General features: G+C 48.9%; 20 protein-coding genes and 1 tRNA gene. 19 read left to right on the top strand and 2 right to left on the bottom strand.

Annotated elements, in window-relative coordinates:
• Window positions 1-76: 76 nt before the first annotated feature.
• From J2X61_RS24805 to J2X61_RS24850, 10 genes are all read left to right on the top strand, one after another.
• Window positions 77-313, top strand: coding sequence for a putative Se/S carrier protein (locus J2X61_RS24805; protein WP_274472008.1), 237 nt, complete (start codon window positions 77-79; stop codon window positions 311-313).
• A gap of 185 nt (window positions 314-498) precedes the next feature.
• Entirely contained in the window at window positions 499-1,170 is a 672-nt protein-coding gene (locus J2X61_RS24810; RefSeq protein ID WP_274472007.1) for a mechanosensitive ion channel family protein, read from the top strand.
• A gap of 27 nt (window positions 1,171-1,197) precedes the next feature.
• Window positions 1,198-1,425 (top strand): DUF951 domain-containing protein, encoded by a 228-nt coding sequence (locus J2X61_RS24815; protein ID WP_274471963.1) that lies wholly within the window; start codon window positions 1,198-1,200, stop codon window positions 1,423-1,425.
• A 68-nt stretch (window positions 1,426-1,493) separates the two neighbouring features.
• Window positions 1,494-1,581, top strand: a tRNA-Ser gene (locus J2X61_RS24820).
• A gap of 190 nt (window positions 1,582-1,771) precedes the next feature.
• Complete coding sequence (locus J2X61_RS24825; protein ID WP_274471962.1) at window positions 1,772-2,218, top strand: hypothetical protein; 447 nt, start codon at window positions 1,772-1,774, stop codon at window positions 2,216-2,218.
• Between the two features lie 160 nt (window positions 2,219-2,378).
• Window positions 2,379-3,617, top strand: a complete 1,239-nt coding sequence (locus J2X61_RS24830; RefSeq protein ID WP_310191569.1) for a hypothetical protein — start codon at window positions 2,379-2,381, stop codon at window positions 3,615-3,617.
• A 65-nt stretch (window positions 3,618-3,682) separates the two neighbouring features.
• On the top strand, window positions 3,683-4,408 hold the full coding sequence (locus J2X61_RS24835) for an ABC transporter ATP-binding protein (RefSeq protein WP_310191572.1): 726 nt from the start codon (window positions 3,683-3,685) through the stop codon (window positions 4,406-4,408).
• Window positions 4,320-5,147 carry an ABC transporter permease gene (locus J2X61_RS24840; protein ID WP_310191575.1) on the top strand — a complete coding sequence of 276 codons (828 nt, stop codon included), beginning with the start codon at window positions 4,320-4,322 and terminating at the stop codon, window positions 5,145-5,147. The genes J2X61_RS24835 and J2X61_RS24840 overlap by 89 nt, the downstream gene beginning before the upstream one ends.
• A 12-nt stretch (window positions 5,148-5,159) precedes the next feature.
• Complete coding sequence (locus J2X61_RS24845; RefSeq protein ID WP_310191577.1) at window positions 5,160-6,587, top strand: sensor histidine kinase; 1,428 nt, start codon at window positions 5,160-5,162, stop codon at window positions 6,585-6,587.
• A gap of 17 nt (window positions 6,588-6,604) precedes the next feature.
• On the top strand, window positions 6,605-7,300 hold the full coding sequence (locus J2X61_RS24850; RefSeq protein ID WP_274471958.1) for a response regulator transcription factor: 696 nt from the start codon (window positions 6,605-6,607) through the stop codon (window positions 7,298-7,300).
• A 78-nt stretch (window positions 7,301-7,378) separates the two neighbouring features.
• On the opposite strand, the gene J2X61_RS24855 is transcribed toward J2X61_RS24850, so the two are convergent.
• Window positions 7,379-7,651, bottom strand: coding sequence for a hypothetical protein (locus tag J2X61_RS24855; protein WP_274471956.1), 273 nt, complete (start codon window positions 7,649-7,651; stop codon window positions 7,379-7,381).
• 16 nt (window positions 7,652-7,667) lie between these two features.
• On the bottom strand, window positions 7,668-7,850 hold the full coding sequence (locus J2X61_RS24860) for a YjzC family protein (protein WP_274471955.1): 183 nt from the start codon (window positions 7,848-7,850) through the stop codon (window positions 7,668-7,670).
• Window positions 7,851-8,115: 265 nt separating this feature from the next.
• Between J2X61_RS24860 and rpsF the strand changes: the two genes are divergently transcribed.
• From rpsF to dnaB, 9 genes are all read left to right on the top strand, one after another.
• Complete coding sequence (gene rpsF, locus J2X61_RS24865) at window positions 8,116-8,403, top strand: 30S ribosomal protein S6 (RefSeq protein ID WP_274471954.1); 288 nt, start codon at window positions 8,116-8,118, stop codon at window positions 8,401-8,403.
• 35 nt (window positions 8,404-8,438) lie between these two features.
• Complete coding sequence (ssb, locus tag J2X61_RS24870; protein WP_274471953.1) at window positions 8,439-8,915, top strand: single-stranded DNA-binding protein; 477 nt, start codon at window positions 8,439-8,441, stop codon at window positions 8,913-8,915.
• Window positions 8,916-8,938: 23 nt separating this feature from the next.
• A complete protein-coding gene (gene rpsR / locus J2X61_RS24875; protein WP_274471952.1) occupies window positions 8,939-9,226 on the top strand; it encodes a 30S ribosomal protein S18 in 288 nt (95 codons plus the stop codon).
• A 72-nt stretch (window positions 9,227-9,298) separates the two neighbouring features.
• A complete protein-coding gene (locus J2X61_RS24880) occupies window positions 9,299-9,637 on the top strand; it encodes a cupin domain-containing protein (protein ID WP_274471951.1) in 339 nt (112 codons plus the stop codon).
• Window positions 9,638-9,711: 74 nt separating this feature from the next.
• Entirely contained in the window at window positions 9,712-10,023 is a 312-nt protein-coding gene (locus J2X61_RS24885) for a MazG-like family protein (RefSeq protein WP_274471950.1), read from the top strand.
• A 6-nt stretch (window positions 10,024-10,029) separates the two neighbouring features.
• Window positions 10,030-10,944 (top strand): DUF2232 domain-containing protein, encoded by a 915-nt coding sequence (locus tag J2X61_RS24890; protein ID WP_274471949.1) that lies wholly within the window; start codon window positions 10,030-10,032, stop codon window positions 10,942-10,944.
• 18 nt (window positions 10,945-10,962) lie between these two features.
• On the top strand, window positions 10,963-12,927 hold the full coding sequence (locus tag J2X61_RS24895) for a DHH family phosphoesterase (protein WP_310191583.1): 1,965 nt from the start codon (window positions 10,963-10,965) through the stop codon (window positions 12,925-12,927).
• Window positions 12,924-13,373 carry a 50S ribosomal protein L9 gene (rplI, locus tag J2X61_RS24900; protein WP_274471947.1) on the top strand — a complete coding sequence of 150 codons (450 nt, stop codon included), beginning with the start codon at window positions 12,924-12,926 and terminating at the stop codon, window positions 13,371-13,373. The genes J2X61_RS24895 and rplI overlap by 4 nt, the downstream gene beginning before the upstream one ends.
• Before the next feature lie 123 nt (window positions 13,374-13,496).
• On the top strand, window positions 13,497-14,840 hold the full coding sequence (gene dnaB, locus J2X61_RS24905; RefSeq protein WP_274472005.1) for a replicative DNA helicase: 1,344 nt from the start codon (window positions 13,497-13,499) through the stop codon (window positions 14,838-14,840).
• Window positions 14,841-15,049 lie beyond the last annotated feature (209 nt).

Raw genomic sequence — 15,049 nt, forward strand, 5'->3', positions numbered from 1 at the left:
CTTTTTTTACTAGTATATGGATAGATAGAGACATTTATACGTAGGAGAGGAGGGTTTTTCCTTGAATATTTCGATCATGCTGTTGGCCTTCGATTCGACCCAGCAAGCCCTCCGTGCCGAGATGCTGCTAGAGTACGCGGATATCGAAATCGACATAAGGCCGACGCCTAAGGAGGTCACAGCGGGCTGTGCTTTGTCTATTGAATTCCCGGGGGAGAATCTAGCGGAAGTCAAAGAGATTATAGAGTCTGAGAAGGTAGAAATCAGAGGCATCTATTTTAAAATAGAAGATAAATATGTTACGATGGAATGAAAAAGGAGGTCTAAACCTTGGCCTTTATTACCAAGTATTTTACTGATCTGATGAACTGGATTCGCGAGCATGTCATGAAACCTGAGATGCTGGCATCGCTATTCTGGATTCTAGTGAAAATTATTGTTATTTATATAGCTGCTAGAATATGTATTAAAATAGCGGACAAAACAATAGCACATATGATGGCTGCTAGAGATAGGTCGCCACTGAAGTTTGATAGGCGAAGGACGAATACGATTGGTAGTCTCATACATAATTTAATAGCATATACGGTTAATTTAATATGTATTATGCTAATCTTAGGGCAAATAGGTTTTAATCTGGGGCCGCTGCTTGCCGGTGCGGGGGTTCTTGGATTGGCGATAGGTTTCGGAGCGCAGAGTTTGGTGAAGGATGTTATTACAGGTTTCTTCATTATTTTCGAGGATCAATTCGGGGTTGGAGATGTCATCCAAATTGATTCCTATAAAGGAACGGTAGAAGAAATCGGCATTCGCGTGACGAGAATCAAAAGCTGGACCGGGGAAGTGCATATCATCCCGAACGGAAATATTAAGCAAGTGACGAATTTCTCAACTTACAATTCATTGGCTGTTGTCGATGTGACCATCCCGCATCATATGGATATTGATGAAGCTACGAAAGTGCTGAAAGAAACGGCCAAGCATGTACATGAGTTAACAGACGACGTTGTCAAAGAGCCGGAGGTGCTTGGCGTTCAAGTTGTAGGCTCCACGGATTTGAAAATCCGGATCATTGCCGAATGTAAACCGACTAGGCAGTTTAATGTGACCAGACTTTTGAATATTGAAATTAAGAAAAGGTTGGATACGGTGCAAATCGAGAATAGCTAACTTGAAGTGGAAGGCGGTGGCGGACGAATGGAGAAAAAGCAGTATCAGCTTGGCGATATTGTGCAAATGAAAAAGCCCCATCCGTGTGGCACCAATGAGATGGAAATCATACGGATGGGAATGGACATTCGGATCAAATGTGTGGGATGTAAACATAGTGTCCTGGTACCCCGAACGAAGTTTGAGAGCAAGTTGAAGAAAGTGCTTCGCTCCAACGCAGCGGCGGTTGAAGGAGACGAAGAAACGTCCTCATGAAAAAATGGGACAGGTACTTGCGAGAACACGGATTGTTTGTTATAATAAATCCTGTTCTCACTTTTCGTGGAAAGGTACCCAAGAGGCCCAAGGGGGCTGACTCGAAATCAGCTAGGCGTCGCGAGGCGTGCGTGGGTTCGAATCCCACTCTTTCCGTACTGATCTGAATAGTGATTAGAGAGTCTCCTGTAATCGCAGGAGGCTTCTTTTATTTTCAAATAGCTATGTATAAAATCGTTCCACGTGAAACAATTTCGACGCCAATTCCGTTTAGAATAAAACTGTTTAAAAACAAGCAAAATAGTTTATATCTATGTGTATGGGCATCACGAAGGAGGAGTAACATATGAAGAAATGGTTGATCTTGATGGTGACGCTAGCAGCCGTCGTAGCAGCCGCAGGCTGCGCTAAGAAGAATGAAGAGGCAGCATCGCCTAGCCCGACGGTAAGCGCAGGAGCGACCGTACAGCCGTCCGCAGGGGCATCTGCAACGCCAAGCGGGACAAGCGGTGGTACAGGAGGAACAGCGACAGCAACGCCGGCAGCAGGCGGCACTAACACGACGAAGGAAGAGCCTCTTCCGCAGTTGACGCGGGAACAGGCTGATAAAATAAGCATGACAAGCACCTATGACGAAATGGTGAAAGCGACAGGAGTCAAAGGGAAGTTGGTTAAAGAAGAGAACGGCAAGAGGACGTACGAATTTGCGATTTCGAACCAACCCGGCTATTACATGAGAATTGTCTACTTCGCGGACGGGAAGATATCGGAGAAGAATGTATATCAGAAGTGAGGATGAGGCCGTGCAGCTGAGAGATGCTGTACGGCCTTTCCTATCTTGCCCAGAGTTTATACTTTGTTAATATTCCATTTAGAAGGATGCAATAAGCATGTTTTACAATAGAGATAAGGAAACGTTTCCCCCTAATTCGTGTTATTAAAGGAGAACCGAAATGAAACTTAGTAAAAAAGGAATTACGGTACTTTCATTTACGATCGGAGCGTGCTTGTTCGTATCTACCGCTTTCGCCGATACGCTGCTCGGGTCTGGGTATGACCGCTTGAAAGGCTCTGCCAAAACGACGGCAGCCATGATGGAGAAAGGTTTGAATAACTATACGGTTGAGGCTCTGTATTCGTTGAAAGACAATGGCCAAGTTTTGATGCAAGCATCCGAAACTCAGAAGATGGACACGGTCAACCAATTGACCGAGACCAATAGAGTAACTACGACAGATGGCATAACAACGACTAACTATTCCTACGCCGACGCAAAACTAACGGTACGGAAAAACGGTACGGACGATAAGTACTATGTAAGTGAGCACCCGGCTAATATCAAACAACGCGGTCCGGCAGATTTCGATAATCCTTTCAATGAAAAGGGAGCTCCGGAGATTGAGAAGATTGTTGACGCTGTTGTCGGTAACCTCAAAGATTACGTACAAGTCGAAGAGGGGGCTAACGGTAGCAAAGTGTACTCCGGAAGCTTGTCTGAAGCACAAGTACCTGCTATCGCAAACGCCGTATCTTCCTTCGGTTTCAAACAGATGTTGAATGATGGGCAAAGTCTACCGAGAATCGAAAACGATATTTTCGTGAAAAAGGTTGTGGGATCTGCCCTAGAGAATAAAGCCGGCTATCTGGAAAATGTGACTGGCGACATCATCTTGTCGGGGAAAGATGCGAATGGCGTTCAACACGATTTAACGCTGAATGTTGTTATGAAGCTTTCCGATGTAGGGAACACGAAGATCGTCACGCCTGATCTAACCGGTGCGAATGTTGAGAAAGTCAGCTACTCAAGCGGTTTCAGCAGCAAGTATGTAGGAACATACAAAAACAACATCATCATGGAGAAAGACGGCAAGTTTGTGAAGATCGGTGAGAGAACCATTGAAATCACAAATGTTGACGGCGATAAAGTGACTGGGAAATTCACTGAAACCGTGAAGCCTGGTTACGAGAAGGAATATCCGGATAAGGATGTCTTCAACTTCGAATACAATCTGGCAGCCTCTTCGACCTTCACGTATACCGATGCGAAAGGTGAGCAGAAGAACGGTATGATCCATCCGAACGGCTCCGGCAAGATCTATTTCGATATGAATTTGGAAGTTAGCAACAAAGACACATACAGATCAGATTCGAAACCATTCTATGACGGTCAGTTCGATCGCGTATTCGAATAAAAACAAGAAGTTCAGGAGGCTGCGCTCATGCAGCTTCCTGAGCATGTTTATGAGGGGGATATCCATTGACAGTCAAAGCTATTGAAATCAGCGGGCTAACCAAGTCATTCAAGAATGGCCGGGGTATCAGCGAGCTGAATTTGGATGTAGATCAAGGAGATGTGTTCGGATTTCTGGGTCCGAATGGGGCCGGGAAGACGACGGCGATGAAAATGATGACGGGTCTTATGAAACCGGATCACGGAGATGTGAAGATTTTTGGCGCGAGCATTACGGAGGACTATGTTAACGCCATGAAACATGTAGGCTGTATGATTGAAACAGCGGAGTCGTATCCGTATTTGACGGCTAATGAGAACTTGAAGCTGTTTGCCAGATATTATCCGGAAGTCGACCAACGAAGAATAGACGAGTGCCTGGAGACTACGGGCATGTTGAAATATAAAAATGAGAAAGCACAAAAGTTCTCGCTTGGCATGAAGCAAAGGTTAGGTATAGCGGCGGCAATCCTGTCCAAGCCTAAGCTGCTTATTCTGGACGAGCCCTTGAATGGACTGGATGTAGAAGGAATGCTGGAGATGAGGAAGCTGATCAAGCAGCTGTCGCAGGAAGGTACGACGTTCTTCATCTCCAGTCACTTGATTCACGATGTGGAATTAACTTGCACAAGAATTGGGATCGTATACGGGGGTAAGCTGGTCAATGTCGAGTACACGCAGCAAATCCTTTCATATTATTCTTCTCTTGAAAATTATTTCGTTAGCGAGGTGGACAGGAATGGCAGGATTTAAGGCTGCATTTGTGAATGAATCCGTGAAGCTGCTCAAAAAGAAAAAATTGATGGCAGCCGCCATTTTATCCACGCTTGCTGTAATCATCGGACAAATTGCCGTCACGACGATTAAGCACGGTCTTGGATTGCGGGTAGTAGGCAGTGTTGAGTTTCCGATTGTCGTACTGTCATTCTTTACGTATACGATATTACCGCTGTTTGCCATCTTCGTGGCTATCGATATGTTTAACGGCGAATCTTCATCGAATACAATGAAAATTACGCTTTTAAGACCGGTCTCCAGATTTGGCGTATTTAGCGCGAAGGTTTTGAATTTGGCTTTATTCATCGCGGGAAATCTGCTTTTTGTTATGATCTTATCCCTGCTCGCCGGTTTCATCTTTAATCCGTCGTCCGCCAGTTTGGTGGGTGTATTCAAAGTGATCGTATCCTATGGGTTAACCTTCTTTCCTGTATTCGTATTTGCCCTTATCGTCGTGCTGTTGGCGAATGTCATTCAGGGCGGGTTAGCTGTTTTCTTCCTAGCCATCCTCGTTTTTATTGCTTTTAATTTCTTTGGTATTATGTTTTCTTCGTATTCCAGCTTTTTTATTACATCGATGTTTGATTGGTACATTCTCTGGATCTCGGAAACGATCAACTGGTTGAAAATAGTCCGTCAAGTTCTAATCATCTCGGGATGTGGTATCATGTTATTTACAACAGGTTATTATTTGTTTGACAGGAAAGATATCTAGAGAGGAATCTGTATGAATTTCACTAAACGCTTTTTCACGATGAATGCGCTGGCTGTGCTGGCTTCGATCGGTTTGACCGTCCTGGCGGCCATTATTTTCATAGCTTCCTATACAAAAGTTTTCGGCCGTGAAGTCCAGATGAAGGAGTTTCAGCAGTTTATCGAGGTGAGGGCGGCAATCAGCGAACTCCGAAGTGAAGCTCAGACATACAAATTCGAGCAGCTCATGGATACCAAGTTTCAGAAAGAGCTTGCCGGACGGGCAAACGCAGTGGGAGCTCATGTCATTGTGATTAAAAATAGGGAAGTTCTATACGCTACCAAAAGCTTCGCGAAGATCGATATCGAGAAAAGCCTGATCCTGTCGGACGGCTCCTCCGGCTCGGACACGCTGGAGCTCGATGGCAGTATGTATATGTATGCCCGGGCCGACTATGCGCTGTCAAGCGGAGATACGGGCGTTCTCCTGCTGCTCGCTCCGACCAAGCTGAAATACGGCATTTACTGGAGTTTCGCCATATTCACTTTAAGCTTCTTCACAGTGATATTCCTTCTTATGAATTTATGGGTTTCTTATAGATTCTCACGCGGGATCGTTTCGCCTATTGCCAGGCTGAAGAAAGCGGCGATAGCCATCAGCGAAGGGGATTTGAGCCGCGGCATCCCTGAGGAGGGCGAAGACGAAATTCGCGAACTATGCCGGACTTTGGAGCTCATGAGGATCAAACTGAAAGAATCGGTCTATTTACAGCAAAAGTATGACGATAACCGCAAGTTCCTCGTTTCCAGCATTTCTCATGATTTGAAAACACCGGTTACTTCCATAAAAGGGTATATAGAAGGCATCATAGACGGGGTGGCGAAGACCCCTGAGAAGCTGGAAGAATACCTGGAGACAGCACGCTCCAAAGCTATTTTGGTGAATGCGATGATCGATGATCTGCTTCTATATTCCAAGCTGGATCTGAACCAGCTCCCGTACCATTTCGAGAGGAGCGATCTACAGGCGTATTTCGAGGATTGTGTCGGGGATTACAATTATGAATTTCAGAAGGCAAATGTTACGATTGAATTAATAAGTGAATTACAAGCCCCTGTTCAAGTATTAATCGACGTCGAAAGATTAAAGAGGGTCATTCAGAACATTTTGGATAATGCCTTGACTTATGTCGAGAAGGGGACTGGGCGGGTTGCCATTATATTAAGAGAAACGCGAACATCGGCGATTATAGAGATAAGAGATAATGGTAAAGGCATACCAGAGAATAAGCTTCCACACATTTTCGATCGGTTTTATCAGGCGGACCCCTCCAGGAAGATCGGCAGCGGACTAGGTCTGGCGATCGCCAAGCAGATTGTGGAAGGTCATGAAGGGAAGATCTGGGCGACCAGTCAGGTAGGGGAAGGGACCCGGATTATGATTTCGTTGAAGAAGTTCTAGGTGTTTGGGAGGATAGGATGAAGAAGATTCTTATTGTCGAGGACGATCAAAGTATTGCCAATCTGCAGAGGGACTATCTGGAGCTGAGCGGGTACTCGGTAACCATCGTAAACAGCGGATCGGCAGGCTTGAAGGCGCTGAAGGAAGAACAGTTTGAGCTTATCATCTTAGATATCATGCTTCCGGATATCGATGGATTCGAAGTGCTGAGAACCGTGCGCGAAAACGATGATATTCCGGTTCTGTTGGTTTCGGCCAGAGCGGAAGAAATTTATAAAATCAACGGCTTAGGCCTCGGAGCGGACGATTACATCACGAAGCCGTTCAGTTCCGGAGAGCTGGTGGCCCGGGTTAGCGCGCATTTGAAGAAATTTGAGCGAATGAAAGAGCGGTTCGGCAAAGGCAACGAAGGCAGCAAGCTTCAAGTGAGAGGACTTGAAGTGCACAAGGACGCACGAAGAGTGTTCGTGAATGGGAATGAAGTGACACTGGCACAAAAAGAATTTGATCTGCTGCTGTTTCTTCTGCAAAATGCCAACCGGGTGTTCGGCAAGGAAGAATTGTTCGAGCGAATTTGGGGGCTGGATTCATTGGGCGACGCTTCGACGGTAACCGTCCATATCGCCAGAATCCGTGAGAAAATCGAGGAAACCCCGTCCAAACCCCAGTATATAGGTACCGTATGGGGATCCGGGTATAGGTTTATCGTATGAACGTTCCAATACAAAGAACTGGCCCTTAAGTAGAACTCCTACAGAAGGGCCAGTTGTTGTGTGATGGCAGCCATGCTGCTAATAGTTTCTGTCCCGGTTGCGGTAGCTGACCGAGAACCTGTCGATGACATAGCCGACAAGCGCCCAAGTGGCGATCGTCAGTACATAAATGATCAACATCCGGAACATGGAGATTTCATAGACGTTCGTGAACGTAGATGCGAACCAAGCCGGAACGCTCAGCGCATAGAAAATCATGTAGAAAGCATCATGATCGTGAAATAAATAATGCATCAAACAGAGTGCTGCGCCAATGAAGGTAAACAGCCAGGTAAAGGTGGAAGTTCTCATACCTGCAGTCTCCTCGTCATGGCTTTTTGCGATGCCATTTCCGATTGTGATTGCTGTTCTCCGGGAAGCGGTCGCCTTTTTTTAATGTGACGATTTTCGGGTTCTCAATTCCCATGTGGACGGCATCTTCGCCCATCTCGATGTATACGCCGTCGTTAGGAACATGGTCGCCTTCATTGAATACTGTCCATTCACCCATATTGATCACCTCATCAGAAGATTTTCAATCATGTTTAGATTGTCCCAAGACAGGGGAACCATGTACGATAGGGATTGCCATGTTCATCCTTGCCCCATTAGCGATGGACGACAGATCAATTCCTCAAGATAAAAACTTGTAATCCGCCGCGCAATTTGATATAGTATTCAGGTGCGAGTTTTGAAAAAGAATCCTCGCTCCTTGCTCCTTCGCTTGTACAAGCAAGCTTGAAGGGAGCCGCTAAGTCCATAAGGAGGTGACATACATGCGCAAATATGAACTGATGTACATCATTCGTACTGACGTTGAGCAAGAAGTTGTTCAATCTACAGTAGAAAAGTTCCAAGGCATCATCACGAACGGTGGAGGCGAAGTCTCCAAACAAGACCTGATGGGCAAACGCCGTCTTGCGTATGAGATCAATAAGTTCCGTGACGGGCACTACGTGCTGGTACACTTCAACGCAGAGCCTGCTGTTGTAACTGAACTTGATCGCGTACTTAAGATCACGGATGAAGTTATCCGTCACTTAATCACAAACGACGTAGCTTAATTCATGCCAGTATTTTTCGTCAGGGGGAATGTTCGATGTTGAACCGTGTCATTCTTATCGGTAGATTGACCAGAGATCCGGAACTACGTTATACGCCAGCAGGCGTAGCCGTAACGCAATTTACACTTGCGGTAGACCGCCCTTTCACGAATGCAGGTTCGAAAGAACGTGAAGCGGACTTTATCAATATCGTAACATGGCGGCAGCTTGCCGAAACATGCGCGAATTATTTGCGTAAAGGCCGTTTGACAGCAGTGGAAGGACGCATTCAAGTACGGAATTACGACAATAACGAGGGCAAGAGAGTTTATGTGACCGAAGTCATTGCCGATAATGTACGTTTCCTTGAGTCCAGCAACGGTGCGAATCGCGAAGACGGCGGCGGATCGAATGCGAACGCCAACTATGGCGCAAGCAGCGGCAATCGCGGCGGTGGGTCACGCGGACAGCAGGATCCTTTCATCGATGACGGAAAACCGATCGATATTTCCGATGATGACTTGCCATTCTAAAGTAGAAAGGACTGAACAAACTAATGGCTTTCCAAAAAAGAGATAACAATAGTGAAGATCGCGGCGATCGCAAATTTGCTCCTCGTGGCAAAGGCGGTAAAGGCAAACGTCGTAAAGTTTGTTACTTCACAGTTAACAAAATCAAGCACATTGACTATAAAGACATTGAAACTCTTAAAAAGTTCATCAGTGAGCGCGGGAAGATCCTTCCTCGCCGTGTAACTGGTACTTCCGCTAAGTACCAACGTGCATTGACGATCGCTATCAAGCGTGCTCGTACAATCGCATTGTTGCCTTACACAACGGAATAAGTTAGATTAGAAAGACAGCTGATAACCGGCTGTCTTTTTTTATTTGAAATGTGGAGGAGCTGTCGATCAATAATGAAAATTCACAAGGATCAGGCTGACCATTACATATGGGGCGACAGCTGCGATGGCTGGTTTCTGGAGCGGGATGCAGACAGAACGATTATCCAGGAGCGCATGCCTGCAGGAACGAGCGAGATCAAGCATGTGCACGAGAGGGCGAAGCAATTTTTCTTCATTATAAAAGGCGAAGCGGTCATGTGGGTGGACGGTCAGGAAACGACGTTAACCATGCAGGAAGGTTGTACGATTATGCCGGGCGTTCCGCATCAAATACGCAATGACTCCGGGGAGGATGTCGAGTTCCTGGTCATCTCTACACCGACCACCGCGGGGGATCGGAAAGCGCTGTAGAGGCTTTCTTTTCTTACCCCTTTTTTGTGGTATAATTAACATAATAGTCTTTTGGGGATAGGGAGAGATGACGGTTGCTGAATAGGGAGAAAGAAGTTGACCTAGCCAGACGGGCCAAAGTCATTGAGTGGCTCAAGACGGAAGTCGTGGATCATGTCGCACACCTGCTCAAAGGCATATGGGAAGGCAGCCATGTCAAAATTGTAGACGGGTTAGCCAGTTTGATCTCCAGCGGGTACATATTGGGGAGAAGGCTCGGCATATCGTATCGAGATTTGGACGAAGCCATGACAGAGAAAATGAAAAAACACCGCCAAGAGGGCCATCAACTTGAGGACTGGTACGGCGACATTTCATCGCTCGAAGAACATTTACGTAAGAGGTGAGCCCGGTTGGGGAATCGAAGTTGGCATAGCATCATCTGGAGCGCGGTGACCGTTGTTTCATTGCTGTCTCTAATGACGCCTTTTATTATTTTCACATTCAGTTTTCTTATGATTCCTGTACTGATGCTATATGTGAAATCAAGCACCAAACGTTTCGTCATCAGCTATGTGCTTAGCTTGCTAGTCGTCTATTTGCTGACACAGTGGCATGGCATATCCCTGATATCGGTATCGCTGTTCATGCTGCCGCCGGTGCTGGTCATGGGCAACTTGTATAAGCGGAAGGCGCCGGCGCGGTCCGTTCTGACGGCAGGGATCGTCACGATCTTGGCTGAGGCGCTGCTGAGCTTGCTTATCGGATATATGCTTGGGTTCGATCCGGTAGCGAAGTTCAAGGGCTTCATGATCGACAGCATCGCCAGCATGCCTCCGGGCATTCGCGAGGTGCTGCCGAAGGATCAAGACTGGTACGTGAACTTCATCGTGCAAGTGATCCCATTGTACTTGATTTTCGTAGCATTGTTCTTCACCTTCGTAACCCACGGGATCAGCCGCTGGCTGCTGAATAAGACAGGGGAAGGCATCCCGGGCCTGCGGCCGATGCGGGAATGGATGCTGCAGAAATCCCTCGTCTGGATTTATCTGGTCGTGTTCGTATTGGATATGTTCATGAACCCGGCATCCACGGCGCTAATCCCTACGCTGCTGATGAACGCCATGCCGCTATTGATGCTGGCATTCGCGATTCAAGCCATAGGCTTTCTATTCTTTATTGCCCATACCAACAGGTGGAAGCCGGTACTCCCGATTCTGGCGATCATTCTCGTCTGCTTCATGCCTCCACTTTTTATCGTTTACAGCTTACTAGGGGTATTTGATGTTGCGTTTCCAATCCGTGAACGATTCAAGAAAAATTTATAGGATTAGGAGCTAGTTCGAATGCCGAAGTTCCTTTTAAAGCGGTGGCATGGTCAACACATTGTGTGGATTTTCGTCCTGCTCATCCTGATGACCGCAACGATTTATATGTTCAAATGGTGGCTGGGCGTTACGGCCTTCCTGATCTGCGGGTTGTTGGCGTATTTCACCCTGCAGGCGGAAGCGGCTTTCCGCAGAGAGCTGAATACGTACTTAGGGACGATCTCCCATCGTGTCAAGAAGGCAGGCAATGAAGTCATGAGCGGCCTTCCGATCGGGATCATCCTGTACAATGAAGAGAAGCGAATCGAATGGCATAACCCTTTTGTGGCGAAAATGTTGGGGCAGGATTCCGTCATTGGGGAACCGCTCTACGAGTGCTTGCCGGATTTGAAAAGCCGGAAGGACAAGAACGAGAAGGTGGACCTGACGATCGGCAAGCTGATCTATCAAGTGTGGATTCGCCCGGAGGAGCGGCTGCTGTATTTCCGCGAAATCACGGAGCAGGCCAACCTGGCGAAGAAATATGAAGATGAGAAGACGGCGATCGGAATCGTTATGATGGATAATCTCGAAGAGTCGACGCAGGGGCTGGACGATCAGACGCGCAGCATTATGCTGGCCAAGGTAACGGGCGAGATTACGGAGTGGGCGCAGAAGCATCAGCTGTACTTGCGCCGGACGTCATCGGACCGCTTCCTGATTCTGATGGACCAGAAGGCGCTGCGTCAGCTGGAACAGACGCGCTTCGAGATCTTGGACGACGTGCGGGATTTGACGATCGAGAACAAGCTCCCGATGACGCTCTCCATCGGGATCGCATCGGGAGCCGAGCAGCTAACGGAGATCGGCCAACAGGCGCAGATGAGTCTGGATATGTCCTTGGGCCGCGGCGGCGATCAGGTCACCGTTAAGGTCGGCCAGCGGTTATCCTTCTACGGAGGGAGAACGAATGCCGTAGAGAAGCGCACCCGGGTCAGAGCCAGAGTCATCTCGCATGCGCTGCGCGATCTGATGAAGGATAGCGACAAGGTCATGATCATGGGGCACCGCTTCCCCGATATGGACTGCATCGGCGCGTCGATCGGCGTGCTGAAGGCGGTGCAGGTCGTCGGCAAGGAAGGCTACATCGTGCTGGAAGGCATTAACCCATCGATCCAGAAGGTGATGGAAACGATCGCCGGCGATGAGCGGCTGCACCGCTGGTTCATTACGCCGGAGCAAGCGATGCAGATTACGACCCAGCGGTCCCTGGCCGTGGTGCTGGACACGCACAAGGCGTCCATGGTCGCCGAGCCTAAGCTGCTGCAGCAGACCCACAGGGTCGTGGTGGTCGATCACCACCGCCGCAGCGAGGAATTCATCCACGATGCGACGCTCGTCTATATGGAGCCGTACGCGTCCTCTACGTGCGAGCTCGTGACGGAGCTGCTCCAGTACATCAATGAGAAGCTGACGATGGAGGTGCTGGAGGCGACGACGCTGCTCGCGGGCATCGTGGTCGACACGAAGAGCTTCAGCTTGCGAACCGGAGCGCGAACCTTCGAGGCCGCGTCTTACTTGCGCCGTAACGGTGCCGATTCCGCATTGATTCAGAGCTTGCTGAAGGAGGATCTCGGCTCCTACATCGAACGCGCGGAAGTGATCAAGCATACGGAAACGATCCACGAGCACGTCGCATTGGCAGTTGCTGAGCCTAATCGCAAATATTCTCAGTTGATGATTGCGCAAGTTGCTGATACATTGTTGAATATGACGAATATTATGGCTTCCTTTGTCATCGCGGAGCGGCCGGACGGATTGATCGGGATCAGCGCGAGATCGCTGGGGCAGATGAACGTCCAGATCGTGATGGAGCGGCTGGGCGGCGGCGGACATTTGACCAACGCGGCAACGCAGCTTGATGGCGTGACCTTAGAGGAAGCAACGACCCGTTTGAAGAAAGTATTAGATGAAATACAGGAAGAGGAGGGACTTTTCGAATGAAAGTAATCTTTTTGAAAGACGTAAAGGGCCAAGGGAAAAAAGGCGAAGTGAAAGAAGTATCGGAAGGCTACGCACAGAACTTCCTGATTGCGCAGGGGCTGGCAGCTCCCGCGACGGCAGGATCGGTGAAAGTGCTTGATAATCAGAAGAAGGCTGAACAGCGCCGCAAGGAGCAAGAGAAGGCTGAAGCGCAGGCGCTGGGCGAGAAGCTGAGCGAAATGACCGTACAAATTAAAGCGAAAGCCGGAGAAGGCGGACGGTTGTTCGGAGCGATTCCGAGCAAGCAGATCGCTGAAGTGCTGGAGAAGCAGTACAAGATTGCCATCGACAAACGTAAAATTGTTCTGGATGAGCCGATTCGTACGCTGGGCGTAACGAAAGTGCCTGTGAAGCTTCACACGGAGGTTACAACAAGTTTGAACGTGCAAGTATTGGAAGAGAAGTAAGTGACAGAGAAAGACCGATGAGAGTCCCTAGGAGGGGCTCTTCTCTATTGTCGGGTGACATTGCCTCACAATCTATTAAACTACGAAAAGAAAGGCGGGTACTGTAGCATGAGCGGAGATAATATGTTTATGGATCGCATACCCCCACAAAATATAGAAGCCGAGCAGGCGGTGCTCGGCGCAATTCTGATCAATAGCGAAGCATTGATTACCGCTATGGAACGAATCACGAGCGACGACTTCTACCGGGGGTCACATCAGCGCATCTTCGAGTCGATCGTCGAGCTGGCGGAAGAGCAGGAGCCGGTCGACCTGGTCACGCTGACGGCGCGCCTGCAGAACAAGCAATTGCTGGAGGAGATCGGCGGGGTCACCTACCTGTCCGAGCTCGCCAACGCGGTGCCGACGGCGGCGAACATCGATTACTACGCGGCGATCGTCGAAGAGAAATCGATGCTCCGCCGCTTGATCCGCACTGCAACCCAGATCGTCACCAACGGCTACGCCAACGAGGACGATGTCGGGTCCATGTTGAGCGAGGCCGAGGCGAAAATTCTAGAGATTTCGCAGCGCCGCAGCTCCAGCGGGTTCGTCGTCATTCGCGACGTGCTCATGGAAGTATTCGAGAAGGTCGAGTCGCTCTACTCGAATAAAGGAAGCTCCACAGGCATCCCGTCAGGATTCATCGACTTGGACAAGATGACGTCGGGCTTCCAGCGCTCCGACCTTATCATTCTGGCGGCGCGTCCTTCCGTAGGGAAGACCGCCTTCTCGCTGAACGTGGCGCAGAACGTCGGCGTGCGCGCCAAGGAAACCGTCGCGATCTTCTCGCTCGAGATGGGCGCCGCGCAGCTCGTACAACGTATGGTCTGCGCGGAGGCGAACGTCGATGCGAACCGCATGCGGACGGGGAACCTGGAAGGGGACGACTGGGAGAAGCTGACGATGGCGATCGGCGCCTTGTCGGAGGCGAATATCTTCATTGACGATTCCGCGCAAATTACCGTCGCCGATATCCGCGCGAAGTGCCGCCGTCTCCAGCAGGAGAGGGGCCTCGGGATGATCCTGATCGATTACTTGCAGCTCATCGCGGGCCGCGGCAAAGGCGACAACCGTCAACAGGAGGTCTCCGAGATCTCCCGTACGTTGAAGCAGATCGCCCGTGAGCTGAACGTGCCGGTTATCGCGCTCTCACAGCTGAGCCGGGGTGTCGAGCAGCGGCAGGACAAGCGTCCGATGATGTCGGACCTTAGGGAATCCGGCTCCATCGAGCAGGATGCCGACATCGTCGCGTTCTTGTACCGTGACGATTACTATGACAAAGAATCCGAGAAGAAGAACATTATCGAGATCATTATCGCCAAACAGCGTAACGGTCCGGTAGGCACGGTCGAGCTGGCGTTCTTGAAGCAGTTCAACAAGTTCGTTAATATGGATCGAACCCATCAGGAAGCAGCCGGGCATTGACGCCCTGCTGCTTTTTTTTATGCCAACTTCATAGTATGTACAATTTCCGAACGATTATACAGGTGCATTAATAATTGTTCGTTTTTCATTGACTTTGCGAAAGGGGACTGCTACACTAGAGACGGTGAAAAAAACCTTGTTCGACTGCCTGTACAACTGCATCACGCAGGGCAGCTGCGAGTTAAGGTCGTTTTTCATGCCGATGGGTA

Origin of the sequence: Bacillus sp. 3255 (assembly GCF_031456485.1) — a bacterium.
In the GTDB taxonomy this organism is placed as follows: Bacteria; Bacillota; Bacilli; order Paenibacillales; family NBRC-103111; genus Paenibacillus_E.

Coding starts and splice junctions, on each gene's coding strand:
- J2X61_RS24805 (WP_274472008.1), top strand. CDS start 77: ATGCTGTTGGCCTTCGATTCGACCCAGCAAGCCCTCCGTGCCGAGATG.
- J2X61_RS24810 (WP_274472007.1), top strand. CDS start 499: ATGGCTGCTAGAGATAGGTCGCCACTGAAGTTTGATAGGCGAAGGACG.
- J2X61_RS24815 (WP_274471963.1), top strand. CDS start 1,198: ATGGAGAAAAAGCAGTATCAGCTTGGCGATATTGTGCAAATGAAAAAG.
- J2X61_RS24825 (WP_274471962.1), top strand. CDS start 1,772: ATGAAGAAATGGTTGATCTTGATGGTGACGCTAGCAGCCGTCGTAGCA.
- J2X61_RS24830 (WP_310191569.1), top strand. CDS start 2,379: ATGAAACTTAGTAAAAAAGGAATTACGGTACTTTCATTTACGATCGGA.
- J2X61_RS24840 (WP_310191575.1), top strand. CDS start 4,320: ATGTCGAGTACACGCAGCAAATCCTTTCATATTATTCTTCTCTTGAAA.
- J2X61_RS24845 (WP_310191577.1), top strand. CDS start 5,160: ATGAATTTCACTAAACGCTTTTTCACGATGAATGCGCTGGCTGTGCTG.
- J2X61_RS24850 (WP_274471958.1), top strand. CDS start 6,605: ATGAAGAAGATTCTTATTGTCGAGGACGATCAAAGTATTGCCAATCTG.
- J2X61_RS24855 (WP_274471956.1), bottom strand. CDS start 7,651: ATGAGAACTTCCACCTTTACCTGGCTGTTTACCTTCATTGGCGCAGCA.
- J2X61_RS24860 (WP_274471955.1), bottom strand. CDS start 7,850: ATGGGTGAATGGACAGTATTCAATGAAGGCGACCATGTTCCTAACGAC.
- rpsF (WP_274471954.1), top strand. CDS start 8,116: ATGCGCAAATATGAACTGATGTACATCATTCGTACTGACGTTGAGCAA.
- ssb (WP_274471953.1), top strand. CDS start 8,439: ATGTTGAACCGTGTCATTCTTATCGGTAGATTGACCAGAGATCCGGAA.
- rpsR (WP_274471952.1), top strand. CDS start 8,939: ATGGCTTTCCAAAAAAGAGATAACAATAGTGAAGATCGCGGCGATCGC.
- J2X61_RS24880 (WP_274471951.1), top strand. CDS start 9,299: ATGAAAATTCACAAGGATCAGGCTGACCATTACATATGGGGCGACAGC.
- J2X61_RS24895 (WP_310191583.1), top strand. CDS start 10,963: ATGCCGAAGTTCCTTTTAAAGCGGTGGCATGGTCAACACATTGTGTGG.
- rplI (WP_274471947.1), top strand. CDS start 12,924: ATGAAAGTAATCTTTTTGAAAGACGTAAAGGGCCAAGGGAAAAAAGGC.
- dnaB (WP_274472005.1), top strand. CDS start 13,497: ATGTTTATGGATCGCATACCCCCACAAAATATAGAAGCCGAGCAGGCG.